Source organism: Mesorhizobium sp. B2-4-18 (assembly GCF_006441385.1).
In the GTDB taxonomy this organism is placed as follows: Bacteria; Pseudomonadota; Alphaproteobacteria; order Rhizobiales; family Rhizobiaceae; genus Mesorhizobium; species Mesorhizobium australicum.
Window position 1 is genome coordinate 48,545 of the sequence record NZ_VFUW01000009.1, and the last position, 25,184, is coordinate 73,728.

Annotated in this window: 18 protein-coding genes and 1 pseudogene; 7 read left to right on the forward strand and 12 right to left on the reverse strand. The window is 60.5% G+C overall.

Translation table 11 applies throughout. From position 1 onward, the window contains the following. Positions 1-80: 80 nt before the first annotated feature. Positions 81-1,700, reverse strand: a complete 1,620-nt coding sequence (locus FJ527_RS21140; protein ID WP_140619083.1) for a GMC family oxidoreductase — start codon at positions 1,698-1,700, stop codon at positions 81-83. Further along, the gene (locus FJ527_RS21145) at positions 1,697-2,446 is read right to left on the reverse strand and encodes an FCD domain-containing protein (RefSeq protein WP_246677752.1); all 750 of its coding nucleotides are present in this window, start codon (positions 2,444-2,446) and stop codon (positions 1,697-1,699) included. The genes FJ527_RS21140 and FJ527_RS21145 overlap by 4 nt, the downstream gene beginning before the upstream one ends. A gap of 170 nt (positions 2,447-2,616) precedes the next feature. On the opposite strand from FJ527_RS21145, the gene FJ527_RS21150 reads away from it, so the two are divergent. Continuing rightward, complete coding sequence (locus tag FJ527_RS21150) at positions 2,617-3,714, forward strand: mandelate racemase/muconate lactonizing enzyme family protein (RefSeq protein ID WP_140619085.1); 1,098 nt, start codon at positions 2,617-2,619, stop codon at positions 3,712-3,714. 946 nt (positions 3,715-4,660) lie between these two features. Here FJ527_RS21150 and FJ527_RS21155 read toward each other — a convergent pair. The 7 genes from FJ527_RS21155 to FJ527_RS21185 form a co-directional block, all read right to left on the reverse strand. Further along, positions 4,661-6,721 (reverse strand): HWE histidine kinase domain-containing protein, encoded by a 2,061-nt coding sequence (locus tag FJ527_RS21155; protein WP_140619088.1) that lies wholly within the window; start codon positions 6,719-6,721, stop codon positions 4,661-4,663. 135 nt (positions 6,722-6,856) lie between these two features. Then, a complete protein-coding gene (locus tag FJ527_RS21160; RefSeq protein ID WP_140619090.1) occupies positions 6,857-7,753 on the reverse strand; it encodes a carbohydrate ABC transporter permease in 897 nt (298 codons plus the stop codon). 1 nt (position 7,754) lies between these two features. After that, entirely contained in the window at positions 7,755-8,690 is a 936-nt protein-coding gene (locus FJ527_RS21165) for a sugar ABC transporter permease (RefSeq protein ID WP_140824020.1), read from the reverse strand. Positions 8,691-8,879: 189 nt separating this feature from the next. Beyond that, complete coding sequence (locus FJ527_RS21170; protein ID WP_140619094.1) at positions 8,880-10,208, reverse strand: ABC transporter substrate-binding protein; 1,329 nt, start codon at positions 10,206-10,208, stop codon at positions 8,880-8,882. A gap of 39 nt (positions 10,209-10,247) precedes the next feature. After that, positions 10,248-11,303, reverse strand: coding sequence for a sn-glycerol-3-phosphate ABC transporter ATP-binding protein UgpC (gene ugpC / locus FJ527_RS21175; RefSeq protein ID WP_140824021.1), 1,056 nt, complete (start codon positions 11,301-11,303; stop codon positions 10,248-10,250). A gap of 652 nt (positions 11,304-11,955) precedes the next feature. Next, positions 11,956-12,693 (reverse strand): SDR family oxidoreductase, encoded by a 738-nt coding sequence (locus FJ527_RS21180; protein ID WP_140619098.1) that lies wholly within the window; start codon positions 12,691-12,693, stop codon positions 11,956-11,958. After that, complete coding sequence (locus FJ527_RS21185; protein WP_140619100.1) at positions 12,680-14,026, reverse strand: family 1 glycosylhydrolase; 1,347 nt, start codon at positions 14,024-14,026, stop codon at positions 12,680-12,682. The genes FJ527_RS21180 and FJ527_RS21185 overlap by 14 nt, the downstream gene beginning before the upstream one ends. 945 nt (positions 14,027-14,971) lie before the next feature. On the opposite strand from FJ527_RS21185, the gene FJ527_RS21190 reads away from it, so the two are divergent. The 4 genes from FJ527_RS21190 to FJ527_RS21205 all read left to right on the forward strand — a co-directional run bounded on the left by FJ527_RS21190 (position 14,972) and on the right by FJ527_RS21205 (position 18,348). Then, positions 14,972-15,826 (forward strand): hypothetical protein, encoded by an 855-nt coding sequence (locus FJ527_RS21190; RefSeq protein ID WP_140619102.1) that lies wholly within the window; start codon positions 14,972-14,974, stop codon positions 15,824-15,826. Between the two features lie 37 nt (positions 15,827-15,863). Further along, positions 15,864-16,601 (forward strand): hypothetical protein, encoded by a 738-nt coding sequence (locus FJ527_RS29655; RefSeq protein WP_140619288.1) that lies wholly within the window; start codon positions 15,864-15,866, stop codon positions 16,599-16,601. A 127-nt stretch (positions 16,602-16,728) separates the two neighbouring features. After that, the gene (locus tag FJ527_RS21200) at positions 16,729-16,935 is read left to right on the forward strand and encodes a DUF2188 domain-containing protein (RefSeq protein ID WP_181166425.1); all 207 of its coding nucleotides are present in this window, start codon (positions 16,729-16,731) and stop codon (positions 16,933-16,935) included. A gap of 354 nt (positions 16,936-17,289) precedes the next feature. Next, positions 17,290-18,348: a PAS domain-containing protein gene (locus tag FJ527_RS21205; protein WP_140661333.1), complete on the forward strand. Its 1,059-nt coding sequence runs from the start codon at positions 17,290-17,292 to the stop codon at positions 18,346-18,348. A gap of 93 nt (positions 18,349-18,441) precedes the next feature. Here FJ527_RS21205 and FJ527_RS21210 read toward each other — a convergent pair whose 3' ends face one another. Further along, entirely contained in the window at positions 18,442-19,560 is a 1,119-nt protein-coding gene (locus FJ527_RS21210) for a PHB depolymerase family esterase (RefSeq protein WP_140619108.1), read from the reverse strand. Positions 19,561-21,510: 1,950 nt separating this feature from the next. Here FJ527_RS21210 and FJ527_RS21215 point away from each other — a divergent pair. After that, on the forward strand, positions 21,511-21,741 hold the full coding sequence (locus FJ527_RS21215) for a hypothetical protein (protein WP_140824023.1): 231 nt from the start codon (positions 21,511-21,513) through the stop codon (positions 21,739-21,741). 786 nt (positions 21,742-22,527) lie between these two features. Here the strand turns inward: FJ527_RS21215 and FJ527_RS29920 are convergent. Next, positions 22,528-22,587, reverse strand: a complete 60-nt coding sequence (locus FJ527_RS29920) for a hypothetical protein (RefSeq protein ID WP_348642621.1) — start codon at positions 22,585-22,587, stop codon at positions 22,528-22,530. Positions 22,588-23,843: 1,256 nt separating this feature from the next. On the opposite strand from FJ527_RS29920, the gene FJ527_RS29365 reads away from it, so the two are divergent. After that, positions 23,844-24,011, forward strand: a complete 168-nt coding sequence (locus FJ527_RS29365; protein ID WP_181166426.1) for a hypothetical protein — start codon at positions 23,844-23,846, stop codon at positions 24,009-24,011. 999 nt (positions 24,012-25,010) lie between these two features. Here the strand turns inward: FJ527_RS29365 and FJ527_RS29660 are convergent. Beyond that, positions 25,011-25,091, reverse strand: a pseudogene (locus FJ527_RS29660) (DUF2269 domain-containing protein); the annotation flags it as partial. Positions 25,092-25,184: the final 93 nt, after the last annotated feature.

Here is a 25,184-nt window from a genome sequence, read left to right on the forward strand (position 1 = left end):
GTCGTTTTTGACGACTGTGAATGTTCCTCACCATCCTTGCATTGGCGGCTGCCCGCTTTGCCTTTGGATTTCCTTGGCCGCTATGCCGCCTCCAGGATGAAGTCGGCGCAGCGGTCGCCCAGCATCATCGCCGGCGCGGCCGTGTTGCCGGCATTGATGTTAGGACAGGCCGACATGTCCGCGACCCGCAGATTGTCAATCCCGCGCACGCGCATCGCAGCGTCCAGCACCGCCATCCGATCGCTGTCGGGGCCCATCCGACAGGTCCCGGCCGGATGGTAGTTCGTCTTGACGAACCGCTTGCAGTGCTTCGCTAAAGCCTCGTCACTGTCTTCATTGCCTGCCGGCACGGCTATGGCCTTCACGCGATCAGCCAGCGGTTTCGTTCGGAATGCCTCGAGGAAATAGCGCTGGCCCGAGATCATCTCCTTCATGTCCTCTGGGTGTGCGAGCAAATGAGGAGAAACGACCGGCATGTCCTTTGGATTTGCCGAACGAAGCTTCACAAAGCCGCGCGACTTTGGCTTCACAACCACCGTCGTTACGGTCAGCCCATAGGTATTGGCGACCAGCGTGAGGATGTCGCGGTCCAGGTACACGTGCGGCACGCAAAATGCTTGGATCGTCGGCTCGCCTTCGGGATCGGCAGGATTGACGAAAGCTCCCGCCTCGACGCCAGCAGACAGGATCGTGCCGGTGCCGAAAAGCTTGAACTGCAGACCGTTTCTGACCATTCGCCAGCCTTGGCCCTGCTTGAAGTAGCCATAGGATCCGTTGGTGGTGGCGATGATCGGCACCTCAGGATGGTCGATCAGGTTCTCGCCGACCCCTGGCAAGTCGGCTGTACAGGCGATGCCATGCTGCGCAAGCGCATCGGCGGGGCCGACGCCCGACAGCATGAGAAGTTTCGGCGAAATCAGCGCGCCTGATGAGATGATGACGTCGCCGTCGGCATAGGCGGTGTGTTCTGTGCCAGAGGAATCCACATAGGCGACTCCTCTGGCGCGCTCGTTTTCGATCATCACGCGGCTGACCGCACAATTCAGTCTCAGGGTGAGCCTGGGATCACGCAATAGAGGCTCGATGAACGCATAGGCGGCACTGCTGCGTTTTCCACCGCGGTTCGTGAACTGGTAGAAGCCTACGCCGCGCTGCGAAGCTCCGTTGAAATCATGGTTGTAGGGCAGTCCCAGCCCTTGCAGCGCCTGCACGAACCAGCGCGAAACATCGTCAATATAACCGGGGTCGGAGACAAGCAGGGGGCCGGCGGTTCCGTGCAACTCGCCGCCAAGGCGGTTGTTACCTTCCATGCCGGTGAAATGCGGCAGCACGGCCTGCCAGTTCCAGCGGATACCGGCATTGTTGCCACGCAGCAATTCATCCCATTCGTCATAATCTGCGGGCCGGCCGCGCATGTAGACCTGGGCGTTGACCGAAGTACCGCCACCCAGCACGTTGCCTTGCGAGATTTCGTGTACGCGGCCGTCGAGGTGCGCCTGAGGTTCGGTGCGATGATAGCTCATGAATTTTGAGCCGTTGATCATCTTAAAAATGCCGGGCGGCATGTCGAGCAGCGGATGGCGGTGCGAATGCCCAGCCTCCAGCAAGAGAACCCGCCGGCCCGCTCTCGCCAGTCTGGCCGCTACAACGCAGCCCGACGCTCCGCCGCCCACGACAATATGATCGTAGGACCTCGTCATCCTTCCTGTCCGTCAGGTGTTTCGAAGGTTCCGCGGACATATTCCCATGCCGAGGCAAGATGGTTGAGCAGGGCCCGCTCGGCACCATCGGGGTCACGCTCGATGATCGCGGCACAGATGTCACGATGGCTGAGGAAATTCACCCGATTGCGCTCAGGCGATCTCGGCATGCGCAGCCAATGCGGGGAGAGCCAGGCGGTAAACGCCTTATGCACGGCGGGCAACACCGGGTTGCGCGCGATGTCGTAAAGCACCGCGTGAAACGCCACATCGGTGGCATAGAAGTTCTCGGAGTCCGGTATCGCGGCCTCGTTCACCGCAAGTGCCGCCCTGAGCGCTGCGACATCGTCCTTGCGGGCGCTGATGGCGGCACTGCGAGCCAAGGCCGCTTCCAGGAAGACGCGCATGTCGTACAGGGTTTTCACGCCGGCCTTATCGACCAACAAGTGGCCGACGATGCCTTCCAGCGCGCCAAGAGCTGTATCGAGCCCCGGACGACGGGCCACCGGGCGAAAGCGGGGGCGCGCTTCGACTAGCCCCCGGCTTGCCAGCCGGGCGATTGCTTCGCGCACCACGCCACGTCCCACGCCGTATAGCGCCATGAGTTCCCGCTCAGCCGGCAGATAGCTGCCATCATCAAGCTTTCCGGAAATGATGTCGCGCTCGATGCCCGCTACCATGATGTCGGCCGCGCGAGCAGATCCGACCATCGCCGGCGCTCCCCGATGCTGTTCCGTCTGCAGCAAGCCTGATCTCCATGTCGCACCTCCATTAAGGCGCAAATCGGACCAAAGCACAAGCAGCTACGATATTTCGTCGGACCAAAATGGCGGCTGCCCGGCTTTAACGTTGCAGTTAGGCCATTTCTGATGCAATTATGGTCGTACCAAATCCACACGCACAAGAGGACTCCGATGTGAGCAGCACGGCAATCCAGGGCGTCGAGACACGGCTGTTCCGTGTGCCACTGCGCGAAGAGATGAGCGATGCCAAGCATGGCGCCCACACCCATTTCGAACTGGTGACCGTGACTGTCAGGCTTACCGATGGCAGCGAGGGTACCGGCTATACTTACACGGGCGGCAAGGGCGGCCATGCCATCCGCGCCCTCATCGAGCGTGATCTGACGCCCTTTTTGCTTGGGCGCGACGCCGCTGACATCGATGCCGTCTACGACGGCATGTTGTGGCATATTCACTATGTCGGGCGCGGCGGCATCGCTTCCTTTGCAATTTCGGCGGTCGATATAGCTTTATGGGATCTCAAGGGCCTGCGGACGGGCCTTCCGCTCTGGAAGATGGCAGGCGGAGCAGGCCGAACTGCGAAGGTGTATCGCGGCGGCATCGACCTGAATCTCACCCTTGATCAGCTCCTTTCCAACATCGAATCTTATCTCCAGGCAGGCTTCACGGCAGTGAAGATCAAGGTAGGTAAGGACAACCTTGCCGAAGATGTGGCCCGCGTGAGAGCCGTCCGGGAGCGTATCGGACCTGATACGCCGTTGATGGTGGATGCGAACTACGCGTTGGATGTTCCGCGCGCGATCGAAGCGGCAAAGGCTTTCGCGCCCTATGACATATTATGGTTCGAGGAGCCTATCATTCCCGACGACTATGAAGGTTACGCGACCATCGCGCAGGCAACTGGCATGCCGCTCGCGATGGGAGAGAATCTGCACGTGATTGAGGAGTTCGAGCACGCCTTTGCGTGGTCGAGGCTGTCCTATATCCAACCGGATGCCTCGAATTGCGGTGGCGTCACCGGCTGGCTGCGGGTCGCTCACCGTTCACGCAAGGCCGGGGTGCCGGTGTGCAGCCACGGCATGCAGGAACTTCACGTCAGCCTCGTCGCTGGCCAGGAGAATGCCGGGTGGGTCGAAGCGCACAGTTTCGACATCGACTCCTATACAACCAGGCCCTTGGTGCTTCATGGCGGGCTAGCAGTGGCACCCGACGAGGCGGGCGTCGGTGTGCTATTCGACTGGCAAAAATTGTCGGCAGCCAGCGCCGCTTAGCTGGCATGCAGGTGAACGCTCCACCCTAGCATCCCAGTTGGCGATAGCGTGGCCTTGCGCGTTCACGTAATAGCCGGGGGCCTCGATATGGGCGATATTGCTTTGGCGGCGGACCTGATTCCGCTCGGCCGGCGCCAACCACGCCACCCAGCTCCCACCCGGCGCCGGCCGCCTTCGGCTTACCGATTCATCAGGTACGTCTGGCCAGCTGCTCGCCTTCGCCAAATCACATCACGCAAGGGCGCTTTTCAAAGAGGGGGCGGAAAGCAGGTATTCTCCAGTTTCACCGACGAGAAGGACCGTCTCCGGGTTCGCCCAGAGCTCCTGTTCCGAAAGGTGGCTCGGAGACGGACAACGGGCGCCTCGTGGCGAGGAGCGCGACCGCAAAGCAGGCCACCAGCGAAGTCGGCGATCGCAAAACCAGCTTGTCAATGTCACGCCTCGAAACTTAGGCGGCAAAATCATTGCAAGAAACGCTATAGATGCCGACCGAATCGCTTCGGGTGGCTAGGTTCGCACCTCGCCATCGAGCAAGCTTTCAAGACCAATCCTGGCGACCAGATCGAAGTCGGTATGGCTATTCGTTCGACAGGGAGCCGGGCGACGGTGGCACACACTGCGCGCAAGCCTGTGATCGCGGCGGTTCGGTGCACGACCGACATGCATGAAATGGGCAACGTTCGATTGGAACAGCTGTGCGCAGGAAGAAGACGAGGAGCAGTGATCGACCCCCTCTCATTAATCCGTTCGCGCCTTTGCCGGGGTGGTTTGACTTGTCCACGACCTGAAAGACCGCACACCTTGGCCTCGAAGCGGTCGTTAATTTCAATCCGGCCCATCCTTACCAATCGTGTATGCGTCGGATTGGGCAGCCGACCGACTATGCGAAAGACGGGTTGATCTTTCGCGTTCCTGCGCAGCCGGGAGAGCTTCGCTAGGAAGATCTCTACATTTCGCCTCTGCGGCTGTCGCCGTTGTCCACCGCGGGATTGACCTCAGACGCAGCATTCATTCGCATGGTGCAGATCAGTCCCGATTTGTGGAACTTCAGAGTGACGCGTCCGGACGTGCCGGACGCAAACACGCGCTCGAGGAGCTGCGTGCCGAAGCCCTTTCGCTCGATCGGTTCGACGGGCGGACCTCCCCGTTCGCGCCATTCTAAATTGAGCCAGCGATGCTGTTTTTGACCGACGAGCTTCCAATGAATCGACACCGTGCCGGTTTCGTTCGACAGTGCTCCATACTTGAGCGCATTCGTCGTAAGCTCATGAAAAGCCAGAGCGGCCGAAAGAGCGACGTTCGGTGATAGCCAGACCGACTCGCCGCTAATCCCGAAGCGGTCGATCGGTGCGTGTGAGCTGACCGATGTGGCAATCAGATCCCTGACGTCGGCGCCACTCCAGTTCTGCTGAATAAGCAGATCGTTGGCCTTGGCCAGCGAGACGAGACGGCTGGAGAGCGTGCGTCCTGCTTCAGCCAGGCTTGTGGCGTTGCGAAGTGTCTGGGAGGCAATGGACTGAACCACGGCAAGGATATTCTTCACGCGATGGTTCAGCTCATTGGTCAGCAATTTGAGCTGCTCCTCGCCGCGTTTGCGTTCCGTTATGTCGAGGCTGATTTGAACGGCGCCAATAATGCTGCCACTGGGGTTGCGAATTGGACGTGCGCTGGAAAGTAGAAGGCGCTCGATACCTGACGGCAACGTGTAGACGAACTCTTCGTGATCCGTCAGCTGCCCGCGCATGGCGCGGCTAAGAGGGCGGTCTTCGCGGCTCACTATGTGCCCGTCCTTGACGGCCACCGTGTCGATGACAAGGTCGGGGCTGCCGAAGGTTTTGTGCGCGTCTGTCGGCAGGCCCATGAGTTCTGCCGCGAAGCGGTTGCGGATGACCTGAAGAGCCTTCGGATCATAGGTAAACCAGACTGCCGCCGGCGCTGTCTCCAACACCGCCTCCAGCTCGTAGCGCCGTTCGGCGATCGCCCGCTCCGCATCCACCATCGCCTGGGCGATGGCAGCGAACTCCGTAACCGAGGTCGACAAGGCTTCGACGCTGCGGCCGTGACCCAGCGCTTCGGCCCGTGTCGCCAGTTCAGCGGTGGCCCGGGTGAATCCTTTGCCGACGAAATATGCCAGAGCAACCGAGACAAGAAGCGACAGGAGACCTATCCCGCAGATCGCCGCAAGCGAGCGCCAGAGCGGCGCCTGCGCTGCTGCAAGCGGCACGTTTGCTGTGTAAAACCAATCAGAGTCCGGAGACCTGTAGTAGCCCGCCAGCAGCGTCTCCCCTTCGAAATTGCGTGACGTGAATGAGCCCGAGCGCCCGACTATCTTTTCCACGTATTCGGGCAATCCGCGCTTCCCGGTCCATTCGTCGTGGAACCTGGAACGTGCAACGTAATTTCCGTCGCGATCTCCCACGCCCACAGTCCATCCTTGCGGGACCGCCGGCATCAGAACATCGCGGATCCGGGCAGTCGGCACAGAAAGCGTAAGAAGCAGGTCCTCCCCCTTCGGGGCGGGCACCCGAACGGCAACAGCTACGCGGTATTCGCCCGAGCCTTTGCCGCTGAAGACATCGCTGACGAAAACACCGGAACGGCTGAGTTTCTCGCGCTCGACAGAAGCTATAGGTGCGACTGACGGCAAGGCGGCACCGTAGCCTATTTCGGTGTTCATCAGCTGATTGCCGCCAAGATCGCGCAGGACGATCGTCCGGTCCGTCCCGTGGACAAGATCGAGCGCCTCGCGGTGAAAGGCTTGCAGATCGCCACTGGCGAGCGCGGCGGATTTGGACAGGCCGTCGAGGATGGTTTTGAGATTCGCCAGCTCGCCCTCTACAACGAGCGACACCTGGCGAGCCGTTTGCACGGCATCCTGCTCAAAACGATATCGTTCATGCAGGGCATATTGGCCTAGCAGATAGCCGGCAAACAGCCACACCGGGACAACTGCGGCGGCGGTCAAAGCAAGCAGATGCGATCGAACTGATCGACGAGGCAAGTCCATATCCCGTGCCGGCTCAGGAACCTCACCATAATCGGCGGGCCACGAACGGCAAGCGTTAGTTTAAGCGAATATAATGCTTCCGGTGCGCCGTGGCGCACGCGATAAGGTGCCATGGCCGCCGGTCACTGCCGTGGGCTACTCTTTGACCGCGCCGGTCATTGACGACACGTAGTGCTCGACGAAGAAGGAATAAAGGATCACCACCGGCAGCGAGCCTATCAGGGCGCCTGCCATAAGCGAACCCCATTCGTAAACGTCGGAGCGGACCAGCTCGGTCAGCACGCCCACCGGCACGGTCTTATTCTCGGACGACTGGATGAAGGTGAGGGCGTAGATGAACTCATTCCACGACAGCGTGAAGGCGAAGATACCCGCCGAGATCAGCCCTGGTACCGACAGCGGCAGCACGATCTTGGTTAGCACTTGCCAGCGGCTGGCGCCGTCGATGAGGGCGCACTCCTCCAGTTCGAAGGGAATGGAACGGAAATAGCCCATCAGCAACCAGGTGCAGAAAGGCACCAGGAAAGTCGGATAAGTCAGGATCAAGGCAAAGGGCGTGTCATAAAGCCCGAGATTAAACACCATCACCGACAGCGGAATGAACAGGATGGACGGTGGGACCAGATAGGCGAGGAACACGGCCAGCCCGACCTGGCGCGAGCCGGAAAAACGCAGTCGCTCGATCGCATACGCAGCCAACACCGCGGCGACAAGCGACAGCACGGTAGCGGCGACCGCAATAATCGTCGTGTTGAGCAGCCAGCCGGGATAGGAGGTCTCGAAAAGCAGATAGCGGATGTTCTGCAAGGTCGGGTGGACGACCCAGAACGGGCTCGATGTATCGTAACTCGTCATTTCTGCGTTGGGTTTGATGGCGGTGATCGTCATCCAGTAAAAGGGAAAGAGCAGCACGATGACAAATATGGCCAGCGGGACATAGATCGTGACCACGCGACGCGGCATGCTTTGCAGATAGCTCATGCCACCTTCGTCGCCGCCGGCTGCGTTGGCCTTGGGGTCGGTCAGAGCCATCTCAATCTCCGCCGCCTTGCTGCCATCTGCGTCGCTGCAGGCCGAAATAGCTGAACAGGATCGCGCCTAGTAGGAACGGGATCATCGCCACGGCGATGGCTGCGCCTTCGCCGAGCTGCCCGCCCGAAATGCCACGTTGGAAAGAAAGCGTCGCCATGAGATGTGTGGCGTTCACCGGGCCGCCGCGCGTCAGCACATAGATGAGCTGGAAATCGGTGAAGGTGAACAGTACCGAAAAGGTCATCGTGATGGCGATGATCGGCGTCAGCAGCGGCAAGGTGACATAACGAAACAGCTGCCATCGACCGGCGCCGTCCAGCGTGGCGGCTTCGTAGAGTGATTGCGGGATCGTCTGCAGGCCGGCAAGCAGCGTTATGGCGACGAAGGGAATGCCGCGCCAGACATTAGCGGCGATCACCGAAGCGCGCGCGTTTTGCGGATCGCCAAGGAAGTTGATGTTGTGGTCGATGAGGCCCATCTGCTTGAGGGCCCAGGAGATGATCGAGAATTGCGAATCGTAGATCCACCAGAAGGCGATCGCCGATAGCACCGTCGGCACCACCCAGGGAAGAAGCACCACGGCGCGGAAAAACGATTTGAACTGCAGGTTCTCGTTGAGCAGCAACGCCAGCCAAAGGCCGAGGGCGAACTTCAGGATAGACGCGCTCACCGTGTAGAGAAGCGTGTTGAACACGGACAGCCAGAACACGCTGTCGTCCCAGAGGTATTCATAATTCTCCAGGCCGATGAAGACGCCCGGCCTGCCGATGCGGGCGTCGGTAAAGCCGAGCCAGACGCCCAGCCCGAGCGGATAGGTCAGAAAGACCAGCAGCAGCACCACTGTCGGCAGCATAAAGCCAAAGCTGAGCAGGCCACGGCTTTCGGCAATGCGCGACAAGAAGGAAGGGCGGGGCGGGGTGGCGGTTGTCACGGCCATGAAAGGCTCCTGTGGCGGGTATCGAGTTGCAGCAGTCCTTCGACCTTCGTGGATTACAGGCGCGCGGGCCCATTGGTCCGCGCTCTCTCCTTGCGGGCGCGTGCCTTTCGGCGGCACGTCGCGGCGCCTGCTGGGGTCGACCGGAAAACAACAAGCGTCTTCCCCCGCGAATGGAAGAACACGTCCAGACTACACCCGGTAATACCTGTTGGCGCGCTTTTCGGCCTCTTCCATTGCCTCCTGCGGTGTCGCCCGACCAGTCACCGCCTTGGCGAACATGTCGACCAGCACATAGTCGGCCATGGTCGCGGCGGACGCGTAGCCGAGCGGCCCTGCGTAGCCGTTGTTGCGCAGCGTCGCTGACGCCTTGGCATAGGGCGCATAGTTTGGATCGGCCTTCCAGATCGGATTGTCGTCGTAGGCCTTCAAGGTCTGGCAGCAATAGCCGGAAGAGCCCTTGATCCATTCCGACATCTGCGGTTCCTCGAACATAAACTGCAGATAGGCCTTGGCCGCGTTGGGATAGGGCGTGTAGTTGAAGATCACCGCCGAAGTGACCTGGTAAAGCTCCACCGCCTTGCCGACCGGACCGATCGGCAAGCTGGCCGTGCGGATGTCCTTGGCCATTTCAGCCAGCTTGGGATCCTTGTCCTTGTTGATCCTGGCTGTTTCATAGGCCGAGATACCGTTGGCGATGACCGACAGCTCGCCGGCCAGGAAGGCACGATTGTTGTTGACGTCGAGCCAGCTTTCGGTGCCAGGGATGAAGGTCTTGTAGAGGGCCTGGGCATATTCGATCGCCTTCAGCGTCTCGGGACTGTTGATCACCACCTTGCTGTTCTCGTCGACCATCTTGCCGCCATGGCTCCATAAGAGCCAGTGGGCGTAGTTGTTGCCGTCGCCGACGCCGTGGCCATGGGTGAAGCCGGCTGGGTGGCCCTTGGCTTGCAGAGCCTTGCACAATTCGAGGAAGCTGTCGGTGTCCTTCGGGAACTCGGAAAAGCCGGCCTCCTTGACCCAACTCTCGCGGTAGACGATCGCGTTGCCTATGGTAGCCAGCGGCAGCCCGATGAACTTGCCGTCCTTGGTGGCGTAGCTCTTTGGGCCCTCGTGCCAGCCGCCATATTTCTTGCCCAGATAATCTCCGAGATCGGTCACATCGAGGAGCTTGTCGGGATATTGGAACGGATCGTCGAACCAGACGAACATCAGGTCAGGACCCGAGCCGACATTGGCGGCGACCGCCGCTTTGGGACGAATGTCCTCCCAGCTCTCCTTGTCGACGCGCACCTCGACACCGGTGGCATCGGTGAATTTCTTCGTCTGCGCCAGCCAGGCGTTCTCATCACCCTGGACGAATGGTGACCAGCGAAGGAGCCTGAGCTTGGCGCCCTTTTCGGGCGTGTATTTCGGCCCATCCTGGGCAAAGGCTGACGTGCCAAGCAGCCGGCTACCGATTGCTCCGGCCGCCGCAGCAACGGCGCTGGTGCGGATCACGTCTCTTCTGGTGTATCTCATGGCCATTTCCTCCTGTTTGATTGGCTGACCTCGGCATATTCAAAGCCGGCGGCCCGTATCTGCGTCAAAGAGATGGACCAGGCTTGGTTCGGCGGCGAGCCTGACGGTTTGGCCCGGCTGGAACGGGTGGCGCTCCCGAAAATTCGCGACGATCTCTTCGCCGCCAGGCGCGCGGCCGATGATCTGCAACTCCGACCCGGTCGGTTCGATGACGGAGATGGTGACGGGAAAGCCCTGGTCGCAGAGGCGCAGATGCTCTGGCCGGATGCCAAGTACCACTCGACCTCCATTCAGGCCTTTCGGCGTCTGCGGCAAGTGTACGGCGACGCCGGAGCTGCCTTCAAAGCCGCTGGCGCCAATGCGTCCTGTCAGCATGTTCATGGCTGGAGAGCCGATGAACATCGCCACGAAAAGATTGTCGGGGCGGTCATAAAGATCGAGCGGGCGCCCGATCTGCTCCACATTGCCGTCATGCATGACGACGATCTTGTCGGCCATCGTCATCGCCTCGATCTGGTCGTGAGTGACATAGACGGTCGTGGTCTTCAGGCGCTGGTGCAGTTCCTTGATCTCTGCGCGCATCTGCACGCGCAGCTTGGCATCCAGATTGGAGAGGGGCTCGTCGAACAAGAACACCTGCGGGTCGCGAACGATCGCCCGGCCCATCGCCACGCGCTGCCGCTGCCCGCCGGAAAGCTGCCGGGGATAGCGCGACAGAAGCGGCGTGAGGTTGAGAATTTCCGCGGCACGCGCAACCTTGGCATCGCTCTCCTGCTTCGAGACACGCTTCAACATCAGGGAGAACGCCATATTCTCTCGCACCGTCATATGTGGATAGAGCGCGTAGTTCTGGAACACCATGGCAATGTCGCGCTCCTTGGGGGCGACCGCGTTGACAACGCGCCCGCCAATGGCGATCTCGCCGCGCGTGATGCCCTCCAGGCCCGCGATCATGCGCAACAGCGTCGACTTCCCACAGCCCGAGGGGCCGACGAGCGTGACGAACTCGCCGTCTTCTATGTCGATGCCGACGCCATGGAGAATCTCGGCGACGCCGAAGAACTTATAGACATCGCGGATCGCAACGGACGCCATCGATTTCCTCCCGAGCGATTAGACGCCTGCAGGAAGACGTCCACTTCACATACGCAGCTTCCGGTCTTGCCGCGTCCTCCATCTGAAGTGGTAGCGCTACCAGCAGTGCGTGTAAAGCACGGCCTGATCTCCCTGGGCCACAGTGATCTAGATCGAATTTTCAATGTTTCGAGAGGCGCTCGGCCGCTCGGGACAAACGCAGCATTCCTCGGCCATCGCCGTCCCATCCTTGTGCACCTCCGATTCTCCAAATATTGCGGAACAAGGCGGCGGCCAGTGGCGGCGACCTCAACGGCAATCGAATGGACTGACGGCCGGCGAGCTGGTTGGCCGACGAGGCTCGGCTCCTGGTAGGCCGACCGCTGGAGACCGCTCGTCCGCATTCATGCCGCCCATCGCGCCTCTCGTGATCTCCTTCGTGGCATTGGTCCGCATCGCTGCCGCTGTCCGGAGATGCTCCTGCCGGAGCGCTGAGGGATGCAATCTGGGCTGCCCAGCTTGATGCGAGCCTTTCTCCAGCCGTGACAATGTGATTGTCTTCGAGCCCCCGGGCCCAGGATTGTTCCCTGCCCACGCGCGCGCCGTCCACGCCGGTGCGGGTGATCCATGCGAGACCTGGCTTCGCAGTGCCGCAGCAATACCGCGTGCACGTCTAGAGCCGCGCCAACCGGCCGCCATCCACGTTGAGCGCCGCGCCGTTCACAAAGGCGGCGTCGTCTGAAGCCAGGAAAGCGGCGGCCGCGGCAATCTGCTCGGGCTTGCCGACATCTTCCGGGCTAATGGTTTCGACGCCGGACGTGATGTTCGGATTTTCCCAAAGCATCGGTGTGTCGATGGCCCCTGGCAGGATAGCATTGGCGCGTATGCCACGCGCCCGGCCTTCGATCGCGGTCGACCGGGTGAGCGACAGCAGCGCGGCTTTCGCCGCTGCGTAAGGGGCAACATGCGGCGTCGTTTCAAGCGCGTGCACGCTTGAGATGTTCACGATCGACCCGCCATTGGTCATGTGCGCGAATGCCTCACGCGTGAAATGGACTGCCCCCAGCAGGTCCACACTCAGCACCTTCAGCCAGTCCGCGCTGGTGAACGCCTCGAGAGGCTTGAACATTATCAGGCCGGCGTTGTTGACGATAATGTCCAACCTGCCGAATCGCGCCAGCGCCAGTCGACAGCACTGTGCGACTGCAACCTCGTCTGAAACGTCGCCAGCCGACACGGCGGTGTCCGGTGCGCCGGCTTTTCGGACTGCCTGTGCGGCCGCCTGCGCATTGGCTCCAACTAGGTCGGCTATGACAACGCGGGCGCCTTCGGTGCCCAAGCGGGTCGCGATGGCCAGCCCGATGCCGCTTGCAGCGCCGGTCACAATTGCACTCTTGTCAGCCAGGCGCATCGGGTTTCACCTTGTCCTTGGAGGGTTCGAGCGGTTCGGCCCCAGCTTCAGCGATCCGGTCCACATGCAAAAGGCCCCGCGCATAGTCCTGCTGTGCGCGAACACTTGGGTCGTCCTGCTCGGACGGCAAAAAGACGGGCAAAGCCAGGCACACACTTTGGGTGGCGAGCAGCTTGTTCCAGTCGGCGATGAGCGCTCTATATGCGGTTCCCACCGCCCTGGGATTACGGTCCAAGTCATAGAGGCCGACCGCATTGACCGTTCCGTTGTTCTCGCGCAGGGCGCTGTCCCAGTCCACCTGATCCGTCAGCGAGTACCAGGTGAATCCGACGATCGGTATGCCGTCATTGCGGATCCTAAGCACGTTGGCCCACTCCTTCCACAACCAGTAAACGGCTTCGTCCCCGTTCGGGCCTTCGCGAATGTTTGTCTCTGTATGCATGACAGGCAGGCGGTAACGGTTGAAATACTGGCGCGTAATTTCGTCATAGCCAAACACCTCGCCGGAAGCCGACGTGGTTCCGTCCGCCCAAACCCGGTGCTCGTTGGTCTGGTAATAGTCAGTGCCCATCACGCAATGCCTGCGCAAATGGTTTTCCAGAAAGAAGCTGTACTCCTGCGCGGTCATCCCGTTTTCGAGCAGGTAGCGATACGTACGGGCGTCGACGTCATGCCCGTAATTGAGGTCGAGCGATAGGAAACGCTGGCTATTGAAGCGCTCCGCCTTGCCGATGGCCTCGGGGGAGTCAGCGTGGAAGTATTCCGAGGATTCACTTTGAATGAAAATAGCGTCGGGCCTCACTTGCAGGATCGCCCGCATCGCCACCACGTTGCCCTTCACGATATGCTTGAGAGCGGTGACGAACGCGGCATCGGTGCTCAGTTGCTCGTTCCACCAACCCCAGCGCGCTGAAAAGGTGGCGCAGATGAACATCTCATTGACGGGTGTGTAGAGCTGGATCCAAGGAAAGCGGGTTGCGAAGTCGCGCGCGTAACATTCAAATAGCCGCGGAAAATCCGGATTCTGGAAATTGCCCACCCAGTCCGGAACGCCGAAATGGCAGAGGTCGACGATCGGAAGAATATCCTTAGCCTTCAGGTCAGAGAAGGTCTCATCGGCGAAGGTCCAGTCGTAGTGTCCGTCGCCCAGCCAAGTCTTGTGAATTGGAGGCCCGTAGCGGAGGAAGCGAAGACCCAGATCCTGGAGCAGTTCGAAGTCGGTGCGCCATTGCTGGTAGAAGCGACATTTCTCCATTTCGTCGACACGCTCCCGACCTCCACTAATCGTGGGAGCGCTGTTTTCAATGCCGGTGGCAAAGACGAAATTGAACATGAAAGGGTCCTGAACCAGCCAAGCTGCAGCCATTTCCCAACGTCCAGGTTGCAGCGCAGTTCCGGTCAGGCGGCAGGTCATCGCGCTTCTTGGCGATACGCGACCAATACCGGGATGGCGTGGCGGGTCTCGCCGGGTATGCCGCGATCTGCGTGTTCAGTTTCTTGACGTGGCCGAGTGAGGGGATTTTCGCCGAAGGTGATTTCGTCCTGGAACCCCCCAAGCGAAGAGATCGCCACACGATGCGGATAACTGTTGCCGCGTGCGTGCTCTGATGGCCACTGGCGGAACGCGTTCGTCACGACGACGGTGTCCTGGTGGCGGCTATGGCGGTGGCGCGAAACACCCTTGCCGTAGCGCGCCGCTTCGGCACAAGGGCAGCCTCCCTCCTTTTTGCACGACAGTGGAGCAGCCAAAGGAATGGGCTGGAGCCAAGGCGGGAAGCCAAGCAAGGCACGCACTTAAAGAACGAATCTCCCGTTCGTTCGAATGATGGCAGCTAAGGAACCAGCAGTTAGGTTCGAACTGATGCTTTGGCGCGCGCTGATGTTTCGCTGGCTTCGCGCTTTTGCTCGGCTGCGCGGATGTTCAACAGGTGGAAATACAATGCGGTGAGGGCCGCGGTCTTGAGGTTCAGCGATGCGTCATGGGCAGAGCACGAGAGCGATTTCCCCCCTCGGTGCGTTCAGCTTGATTGGGCGATGGACTTCGCTTTTGCCGCACGCAACGCGCGGAAGTCCAGGCCGGGCCATTTTCACCCTCTCTGCGCTATGCCTGGTTTTGCTGTTCGCATCTGCGGCACACAGTCAGCGGGCGCCTGACGCGTCAGCGGCTCCCCCAGCCAGCGACAGCTCGTCGGAGGCATTTGCAGAACACGTTGATGTCGCCAAAGAGCCCGACGAGACACCGGCGCGAGCGTTCGGATCCCACGCACCTGGAGAGCTGGTGGCCGGCCAAGCACAGGCACCCGACACAGAGGCGCAAACGCTGCCCGGCGAAAATCAGGAGATGTTACGACGCGAATTGGATGCCGCACGAGCCGAGCTAGCCAAGCAAGCACAAGCTCTAAAAGAGCAGCAGCAAAAGGACGAAGCCCTTTCGCTCGATCTGCAGACGGCGCAGCGCGCCATCGAAAGCTTCAGGGCCGAAGCCACTCTCTGGGGCGGTGAGAAGCCCGCCGCCGCCGCTGCAACCCAACGCTCCAACCACCTCCCCGAGACTGCTGTGACGCAAGCTCTTGACGACCAACGGCACAAGGTTGAGCTCTTGGGACAAGAGCTCACAACGGCTCACCGAACCATCGAGGCCCTCAAGACAGCCGCAAATGCCGCCGCCGTCGAGCTGGCCAACGCCAATAAGAACCGTGAGGCGGCCGAAGCAGGCCTACGGCAAGCTGGAGAAGCGCTCGAACTGGAACGCAAACGAGCCGATTCAGCTGCCCGTGATCTCGACGTCGTTCGCAAGGAACGTGACGCTTCAAACCGGACCTCGGTAGGGTTAAGCGCGGCGCTGGACGAAGAACGTGAACGGGCGACCGGTCTGGCCCTGAGCCTGAGTGCCGCGCGCGAGGCAATCGACGACCTCGCAACCAGGAACCGGCCTGCGGCTGCAGCGCGCTCGCGAATGATCCATAAGCCGGCAGGTGTGGTTGCACGTGCACCACCCAGATCAGGTGTCGAATGGAGGCGCAAACCGGGCTCGCGAGAAAAACAGAAACAGGCTGCTGTCTTGGGCCCGCTCTCTCTTCCCCTCGCATTGCTGCCGACCCGACCACCGAAAGGGCTCGACCCGCGCCAGTGAACCGTGGAGCCGAATGTATGCCGAGGTCAACATAGCAATGAAACAGTACGTCGCCGCCGCCCTGATGATCGGGATTGGAATCGGACCTGCCTGCGCTCTCGACAAAGGGGTAGGCGCCAGCGTCGGCGGAATCGGAGTCGGCGCCGGAGTAAACGCCGGTTCGCAAGGCGCATCGGTCGGGGTGGGAGCGAGCGTCGGCGATGCAGGGGGATCACATGTCGGAGCTTCGGTTGGCGCGGGCAAGGGATCAGTTGGCGTTGGCGTTGGTGCCAGCGGCAATGTCGGCGACCCAGGCGCAGGCGTTTCGACCAGTATTGGTACGGGCGATGATCCGGCGGCCTACGACGGGTCGCCTACCGGCAGTGGCAGTCCAGCCACCACACCCAAAGGAACGGCTGGGCCCACCGCCGCTGCGTCCGCCGGGAGTGGTAAGCAATCGATTGCCTTGCCACCAATTCTTAAGCCTTCCGTATCTACTGACGGCGGCTTCACCGACGGCTATCCAATCAGGCCTCAGAGACCCCTCAGAGCGAAACCCGGTATACCGGCTGCTGTTGTGCAGGCCTGCCGCTCCGCAATCACATCCGCGGCCACGCTGCTTGGCGCTGTCCGCGTGCGGGCGTTAAGCGCAGGGTTGTTGCGTCGAGGTGGAGGTGCATTCACGGCACCAATCAAGGTGCAAATAGAGTATGCAAGGCAAGGGGGCGTCGAAGTTCGGCAGGCCGAGGTCGACTGTCGACTGGACAGGGCCGGCAGGGTCACAGCGATAAAATGAGAACTCGTTTGACCCCGTTCGAACGTCGCACCGTTTGGCTGGCCGGGCAATATGCCGTCATCCCGTGATGCTTGTTGCACAGCCAGTGGACATCGTGATTTCTATGCGACGCATCGGGGGGGCGGCCATGGCGCATGTCAGGTACTTCATTTCAAGGACCGGTGATCAATGGCTGGTCCGGTTTGACGGCAAGGACTATCGCTATTCAGCGCATTCGGAGGCCGTCCGTGCGGCTGTCAAGGCAGCCAGCAGTGCCTCGGCCACTGGCTACGATGCAGAGGTATTGGTTCAAGGCGTCGATGGAAAGTGGCGTACGGAATGGCCCATTGATTAAAGTCGGGACGCCCTGATGAGCGTCCTGCGCTGACGGCTGTAATGCGCTTTGGCGCTCATCTGTTCGCAGTTTGCGGCTCCGCCTTTGTGGCGACCTTTTCATCGGTTCGCCATCGATCGAGGCTATCGGTCAAGCTGTCGAACAACATAGGTATCCTCCTGATACACGCCGGCGATGTTTGGTCTGCCCGGTAGGTTGCACATTTCAGCTGCGGCACCCCGGTTGCTCGCCTCAAGTAATTCGAAGAACGGATTACGCGGCTTTACTCCTTCTACCAGTCCGGTTCGAAACATCACATTGGAAACCTTGTAGGAAGTCGGACGTTATCGCTGACCTCTATCGAGTGAGCAAAGAGTGCCTGACAACGCTAAATCACCGTCAGCCCTCCATGGCGACGCGCCGGCCGCAGCAGCCACCACTGCATGGGCGGATCGCAAGGAGTTGGCGTCGGCGGCGTTCGAACGCACGCGCATGCCCATAGTCATCACCGATGCTCGGCAGCCTGACAATCCTATCGTGCTCGCCAACAGAGCTTTCCTGGATCTGACCGGTTATACATCCGATGAAGTCTTGGGTCGAAATTGCCGCTTCCTGCAAGGGGAGGGAACATCACCCGCGGCCGTTGCTGAAATTCGAGCGGCGATAGAGCGTGAACGCGAGACCAATGTAGAGATACTGAACTTCCGCAAGGACGGATCGCCGTTCTGGAACCAGCTCCATCTGAGCCCTATCAAGGACGATGAAGGCGCGCTCCTTTACTACTTCGCGTCGCAGATCGACGTTACGAAACATCGCATGATCCAGAGCCTGGAAGCGGCGGAGCACCGCCTCCTTATGGAGGTCGACCATCGCGCAAAGAACGTTCTAGCGGTTGTCGATGGTATCGTTCGGCTGAGCAAGGCGGACAATGCATCGCTCTATGCCGCGGCCGTTCAACGACGGATCCAGGCTCTGGCAGTCGCACACGCTTTATTGGCCGAGCGCGGCTGGCGCGATGTGCCGCTGGACGAAATCGTCTCCAGGCAGGTCGCCCAGTTTGCGTCTGGCAGGACGGCAATGAGCGGTCCTGAAGTACTGATCCCGGCGGTGGTCGTTCAACCACTGGCTCTCGTCGCCCATGAATTGATCGTCAACGCCGCCACCCATGGGACCCTCGCCCAGGGTACGGGGCGGTTGCAGGTCAGCTGGCATGGGACGGGCCATCATGGCGGCTTTAACCTGCGGTGGGAAGAAAGCGGGAGACGTAAAGCTGAATCTCGGCCAGGGGCGCCCGGCTTCGGAACGACCATGGTCAATGCAATTGTCCAGAAGCAGCTTCAGGGTGAGATCCTACGGGAGTGGGCAGCGGACGGTTTGAAAATCAGCATAAGCATCCCGGGAGCAGCTGCCGTTTCGACAGCCAAGGGTATCTGAGACGCTCGTTCATCTGGCACTCCCATTTTTCCATAGCGGCGTCGCAGGCCGACCCCCGCTAGACGAAGGTTCATCAAAAAGTCTAGCCATGAACTATTTCATCAAGCCGGCAGCGCGAAGGGCGCTTTCGATAAGCGGACCGGGCCCAGCCGTCAGACCGCTGCGCGGTTCGAAGGGTGGGTGTGCGACCACCAAAGGGGAGTGCCCAACAGATTTTGCCGGTAAACGCACATCAGGCGATGGGACCTGAGAGCCCGCTTCTTCAAATCCCCAGAACCGGGAGATAAGCGAAGTGGACGATATGCCGGTATCGATCATAAAGGATCCGCCGTGACTCAATCCGTCCGCGGAGTCCACGGGGGTCCCGTGCGCCATGCCTGCGATCAGGTACGATTCGATGACTTCCTCATTGGCAGCGTTCTTCCAGACCTCGCGGCGATAGCCCTGATGCACCTGCGTCTCGGGTTGCACTCTACTTTGGCCGCGCAATGCAAGCCACTGCCCGACGAGCTGCTCGGAGTTGACCGGACTGACTGTTGTGTCGGCGCTTCCGTGCCAGACGGAGAGTTTCGGCCATGGTCCGTCATGACCGGAATCTTGCTGGACGGTCGTCGCCAACTGCTTCGCAGTGGGGCCGCCGTGCCCTCGCATGCGGTCGAAAGCCTGCGGCAGGCTAGTGGCGCTGCCGTAGGGTAGACCGGCTATGATGGCCCCGCCGGCGAAGACTTCCGGGTAAGTCGCCAACATGGCGGCGGCCATTGCCCCGCCGGCGGAAAGTCCGGTGATAAAGATCCTGGTGCGGTCGATGTCGTGAGCGGTGACCACGGCCTCTATCATTTGGCGGATCGAAAGCGCCTCGCCGGAGCCCCGTCGGGTGTCGTCGGGGACAAACCAGTTGAAACAAAGATTGGGATTGTTGCTGCGCTGCTGTTCTGGAAAGAGGACGGCAAAACCATTGCGATCCGCCGTCCTCGACCAGCCGGCGCCGCGGTCATAGGATGCAGCGGACTGCGTACAGCCATGGAGGACAACCACCAGAGAGGCCTTCGCCGCAAGATCCTTGGGGCGGTATGTCCAGCCTCGCAGGTTTCCGGGATTTGACCCGAACGCCTGAAGTTCGGAAAACCGGTCTTTTTCGGAACCATTCAAGACGCCGTCGATCTGTTTTCGCCGAGCAGCCAAGCGTGCAACGGTATCGGCGAGACTTCTCATGTCGGTATCCTTTCGTCGATCCAGAGCGGATCGAACAACGGAACGCCGCGTCTCCAGATTGGTTGCTGCAGTGCAGCATAAATTGCCTGCAAGCAATCGATTCCGCATGGGATTGGCTTTGCATCGCCGGTGCAGAGAGCCCTCCGATCGAGCAGCATGGGTGGAAAACGGACTGGCCGCTCTCGACTTTCACACACTGACATCCTCTTTGTGTGGCTGACAGAGCACAAGCCCGCCAAGTGGCGGCTTGCTGCTCATCAGGTGCACAACTGGTCCATGGCCTGCGTCCTCAAGAAATCCCCACGACGCTTCGCCACGATAGAGTTCCGCGTCGTCAATATCGTCCTGCATCAGCACGTGAGAAGCTGCCTGTGGAGGGCTTCTGCCTTGGCGAGATAAACGCCTAGCGCCTTTCGCAAGCCGTGCAGCGTCATCCCCTTTCCACAAGTCCGGCGAACTTGCCTTAACGGGACCATCATCGCGCCTGGACACTGCGCCGAGAAAGGCTCGCCGTCCGACGGTGACCAACACGATTTCGCCGCGCCGGCGATGGTTCCGGCTTCGGTCGGAGCAAGGCCAAAACGGTTGACACGGGGCATGCCGTCCCGGCGTCAAGGATGTCCAGAAGTGCCACACGGGAGCGGAACATCAGAGCTTGCTGACGGTTCTACCTCGGTGGAGTTTTCCAATTGAGAGGACGCCGTGTCAGCGTTTGAATTCGTCTATTTTTCTGGTCTGACGGGGAATGATCTCCTCGGCGGTGTCGTCTCCTTGTTGGCGTGCTGTGTTCTCTACAACGTTATCGCGGAGGATCGCCCGCACCGGTGAGAGCGGGACCGCAACAGGTGGGCCCTTGACCGGCCGCTCTCCACTTCGGACGCGTGTGGCCGGTATCAGGTTGGTATCTCTCACTATTACTCGCCGCGGTCCTCCATGTGACCTGCCGTTGGCTCGGGCGGGCTGTCCCGACGACGTCGCATGCGGATCATTTCTGTTTCTACGGTGGACCTGCTCCGCCAGTCATCGTTGGCCCCGTCGGCCGACTGCAGAGTTGCCTGGCGGGTCCCGCCCGGCCTGGCGGGCTGGAACATTGCTTGAGACCAAGGTTCGGGTGCCGGCCTGCCTGCTCCCGGGCAGTCCTTCCCATGTGAACTGCCCGTCTGGCTTACAGCAAGCGGGCTTTTTTGCGGCTCTGGCTAACCCGCCCATCCGCCGCAGTTCTCTCCGCGTTGAGGACACCCCCGCGGGAGCCCGTGGAGGCGCGTTCTGAGCAAATCTGCACGCCTGTCAGTCGTGTGGGCACGACCTCTCGGGCCATGATCGTGACAGGCCAGCTGGGGAACTTTCCGGCGCAGGGCGAATTGAGCCACGGCGGCCGATTCCCACTCCGAATCCGCCGCTGACCAAAGACCCAATCTTGGTCGGCCCGCGACTCCTCAGGAAGGCGCGGGCCAATATTGTGGCAGGATTCGGGTGCGCGCCTGGGGCTGATTTGAGTACCCATGTGAGATAGCGGCCCCCTGAACCAAAGCTGATCTTGCCGTCCGAAGAGACCCGCGCGTGAAGGGTAGGATGTCACCACGGCAAGACAGTTGCGCGTTGCGTTAGAGATACCGAGCTTGCGACGAGGCCGGAGATCAGCCGCGCTCTCGGGGAAAACAGAACCGTGATGACCCCAAGATTCCGTACGACGAGGTGGTGCATGCACGCGGAACTTTTCGCGTCCATTCGGCACAATGGGCATCTCGCACGGTGACTAAATAGCCGGCTGCCGCCGCAGCAGGGGGCGTCGGGGCCACAAGACAGGATGACGGTCGAACGATCAAATGCAGGTTCATGGATTAGGCGTGGGGGAGGATCGCGACGAAAACGAGTCCCGCTCCTCCTCAACCTTGAAAACGATGCTTGCTCGAAGGGCCAGATCGCCGCCCTCATCTCTTACGAGAATTTGTGGTGATCACCGTCTGGAAGCGCGTCTTTGGTCATCTCCGCCAAAGCTTTGATCGCTTCATATTTGACTGCGGCAAGGTCTTGGCCTTCTGTTCCCTCATCGTCAGGGAATATCGTTCCGTTATCGTCGAAGTCGAAAGCGCCATCGCCGAAAGGCTCGCCGTTTGTTCCTCGCTTTCCCTGATGACCCATTACAGGGGGCAGCGTCAAATGCGCAAAGTCACGCCATGAGCGAGGCGCGCGCCAATTCACCCTCCCCAGCCTTCATCTGTTCGACCTACTTGAAAGCGGGTGCGCGGCCAAGTCAGCCCAGTCGATGCCTGTGCGTACAATCCGAGCTTCCGTGTCGCGAAAGATGGTGTCGTGCAAAATTGCCTGCAGGCGTCTCGTCTGTCTGCGGGCTTGCGACGCTGTGCGTCGGTAGAACTTCTCCGGCCAATCAGCTGGACCCGTGTTTGGTTCGGTGGTGGCCGACCTTGCGGATGCTTAGACTGCCGATCGAACATTCAAGCTAAAATGTCCCGAGGGCGATCGATCCCAATTGGCTGCGGCCTTGGCAAGCAGAGTTTTGTCGGCTCGGCGCCCTGAAGGAGAGTTGCCTGAAAGACGCCGAGCCCAGCCAGAGAGATTAGCGGGGGGCCGCGTCCTCTCGCCGGCCAAGAGGTTATGCGCTCCCTTAGGCACTCGTGAAGCATTCGAACGCACTAGGAGGCCGGAACATTTTCCCTGAAATCCGACTTGCTGGACCAATTCATCCCGCGAGCAACGTATTGTTTCGTCCAATCGTCTGGTCGCTAAGGACCTGACTTTCCTGTCCGCACTGCAACGCTAACCCGGCTCGGAAGGGGCTTCTGGGTGGAGGCCGTCACGAGGTTCACCTGAATTCGCTGTGCAGGCCAAGATCGTTCACGGGACGCGGCAGATCACCTTCATCGGCCGCGAGTGCCTGACCTCTTGAAGCGGGCCTGTTCGTTAACCTGCTCGGCCAGAAACGCCGCAAACGGCTTCACATTCATGCTAACGCTTATTCATGCGGAACCGCGCCATACGGCCGTTGCCGTCCAGGTAAGGGTGCACATAACCTACATGCCAGTGCCGTAGTACGGCAAAGTTCCGGAACTATTTTAGCTCAAACTAATTTAATGGCGGTTGTGTAACAGTCGCGAGGGTGCGAAGTGGCGGAGTATCGAGTTGAGATAATGGCCGGCGAGTCGGTTGTGTCTTCGCAGGTGCTCATGGCCCAGGCGCCGTTCAAAGCGGCAGAAGCACACGTCGGCCAGCCGGTCACATTGAGACACCAAGAAGAAAACTGGGTGCGTGTCTGCGAAACAAGGGGCGGGAGGCGAACCTTCGCTTACGTTCGTCGCATGAGGGCGGCGGAGACCACTCGCGGCCGTAAACTTTTTGGACAAGCGGCTGAGCAGGTCTGTCAGGTCTGGCCAGGTTAGACGGGATCTCGGTGGCAGAGGCTATTCAGAAGCTTTTGCCGATGCGAAGGCGATCGGGATCGGTAGCACCGAAATCGAGCAAGAGACCGGCAGCATTTTATGAAACCGTGCTCGATGCCATCGTGCATAATGCAGCTGGTCTTCCAGAGTAAAGCTCAATGGCGGGTAGGCGGAATTGCGGCGTGTTCGTCGTCTGCTGAACTGCCCATCCCTTTGTCGCCGGCCATGCGCTCGCTGGGATTTCTTATTTCCGCTTTGGAAATTCGATCACCTTCGCCTCAGGCTCGGGCTCCAGCGGCTCATGACCAGGCCGCTCGTGCCAGTAGATTTGGCGCAAATCGCGTTGGTTGACCCGCTGACCGCAGTACGGGCAGTTGTAGAAGTGAAGATGCTCTTCAATATGCTGCCCTCCACGCAGTTTGCGGGGAATCGGAGGGCCAAGGTCGGATAGCTTTGTCATGCGGGCTGCAACATCCGGTCAGGCTAAATGTTCCGGAGCTGTTTTAGCTAAAGCTTATTGGAACGGACAGTTCGTCAGTGAGTTGATGCGTTTGAAGTTCACCAGGCCGATCGCGCCCGAACTGGTCGGCACCCCCGCCGCAAGGCGATGAGTGGATCCATGAGATAAAATTCGATGGGTGGGTCATTGGATGACAACGCGCTTCGGTTAGTCACCAAAATGGTTACGATTGGAGGGGGCTGATACATCCAGCTTGCCGGCGAAGCAGCGGCGATCGAGGCGAAAGACTTCATCATCGACGGCGAGGCGATCACTATCCATGAAGCTGGCCTGCCTGACCTGCACTGCAATCAGCCGTTACCAGTCTCACATCGGCGCGACCTCTATCTGGTGGTGTTCGACCTCCTGCACCTCGACGGGACGACTTGCGCGACGTGCTGGTGAAAGACCGCCGCGACATTCTCCAGGCATTGATCCCGACCGGTGGCCGCATTCAGTTCAGCGAAGCAATGCCTGGAACTGGTGATGCGTTCATCACCTTATCGACCGAGCTGGCCTGGAAGCATGGCGCTGCCAGCGGGCTTTTCGCCTGATGCTTCGCCGCGGCACATTCGACTGCACTTCGGCCGCCGAGCTGGTTGCCGGAACATGTGTCCGGCCAGAGGTTCCGGAGCCGGACCGCTTATCCTGTTGCGGTGCCTCCTTGTGATCTGCGCGCTGGCTCAGGCCGGCGCTTTTTATGCAACGTAGGGGAACCTGATATTCGTCGGCTGGTTCGACAGGCGGCAGCACCCGTGCTGCTGGTCAGGTCCCCAATACCTGGCCGGGCCCGCTTCCCTTGCCAGTGAGGCGGGCCCACTGCGATCGCGTCTGGCGCCTTCGTTTGAAACCTAAACGACCATGGCTGGGTGGGCGGCTGGTGGGCGCGGCGTCGTCTATTGAAGGGGCCGATAGTCGTCGCAAGGTCGACAGGCTAAGGCAGGAACAGACCGACCGGGAAACTCGCGTCGTCACCGATGCCGAGCGCAAAGCTCGCGAAGCGAAGATGGCCTCGTCTGAGGGCCGATCGGCTGGGATAGCATTCCGTCCTGCATGCAAATGTCGAGCCGACGAAGAAACGCTAGGTGGATGCCAAGGCACCGAACTCACTACCTTTACCGCGCCGGCCATCGCAGCCCGCCGGTCCGCCGCGGGCCGATAGGAGACATGGCCATGGTCACACGATCAGGTACGGGCAAACCGATCGGGCGAGGCTGTGTGGGGACGATCGCGGCAGATGAGCGCAGGCGGTGTGGACATTGAACCGATGCCCAGAAGACCAAATCGGGCCGGGTGCCGCGGCTCCGTGTGACTGCCCGCTGGCTCGGGCCGGCGGGCTTTCTGCGTCTGGAGGGAACGTATCGAGGGCACGCAAAATCGGGTGAGCGCCTGCGAGTTGTCGGCCAGAGGGCGCCGGTAAGTTGTGTTCGAACAGCCTTCGATTGAGCCCGCCACCGAGTGCCTAACTCTCTCTGCCGCACAACCTGCTGCAAACGGCATCTAAAGCGCGACTTCCCAACTAAACCGGCCGGAATATCAGATTCATTGGAAGCGGGTCGCGTGATCTTCAGCCTGTTGATGGTGGTCACCGCTCCGAATGCTGGGAAGCCGAAAATGAACCACAGCCGGAACAATGATCGCAACGTTCGGGTGGAGGCTGGCCGGCCGCCGCGGCCTGGCACGCCGTCTGCGCCGCTGTCAGCCCCAAGAGCAGGGCTTCTGAACAT

Bases quoted from the DNA above. Each gene is read 5' to 3' on its own strand.
- FJ527_RS21140 (WP_140619083.1), bottom strand. From the start codon at position 1,700: ATGACGAGGTCCTACGATCATATTGTCGTGGGCGGCGGAGCGTCGGGC.
- FJ527_RS21155 (WP_140619088.1), bottom strand. From the start codon at position 6,721: ATGGACTTGCCTCGTCGATCAGTTCGATCGCATCTGCTTGCTTTGACC.
- FJ527_RS21160 (WP_140619090.1), bottom strand. From the start codon at position 7,753: ATGGCTCTGACCGACCCCAAGGCCAACGCAGCCGGCGGCGACGAAGGT.
- FJ527_RS21165 (WP_140824020.1), bottom strand. From the start codon at position 8,690: ATGGCCGTGACAACCGCCACCCCGCCCCGCCCTTCCTTCTTGTCGCGC.
- FJ527_RS21170 (WP_140619094.1), bottom strand. From the start codon at position 10,208: ATGAGATACACCAGAAGAGACGTGATCCGCACCAGCGCCGTTGCTGCG.
- ugpC (WP_140824021.1), bottom strand. From the start codon at position 11,303: ATGGCGTCCGTTGCGATCCGCGATGTCTATAAGTTCTTCGGCGTCGCC.
- FJ527_RS21180 (WP_140619098.1), bottom strand. From the start codon at position 12,693: ATGCGCCTGGCTGACAAGAGTGCAATTGTGACCGGCGCTGCAAGCGGC.
- FJ527_RS21185 (WP_140619100.1), bottom strand. From the start codon at position 14,026: ATGTTCAATTTCGTCTTTGCCACCGGCATTGAAAACAGCGCTCCCACG.
- FJ527_RS29655 (WP_140619288.1), top strand. From the start codon at position 15,864: ATGAAACAGTACGTCGCCGCCGCCCTGATGATCGGGATTGGAATCGGA.
- FJ527_RS21200 (WP_181166425.1), top strand. From the start codon at position 16,729: ATGGCGCATGTCAGGTACTTCATTTCAAGGACCGGTGATCAATGGCTG.
- FJ527_RS21210 (WP_140619108.1), bottom strand. From the start codon at position 19,560: ATGAGAAGTCTCGCCGATACCGTTGCACGCTTGGCTGCTCGGCGAAAA.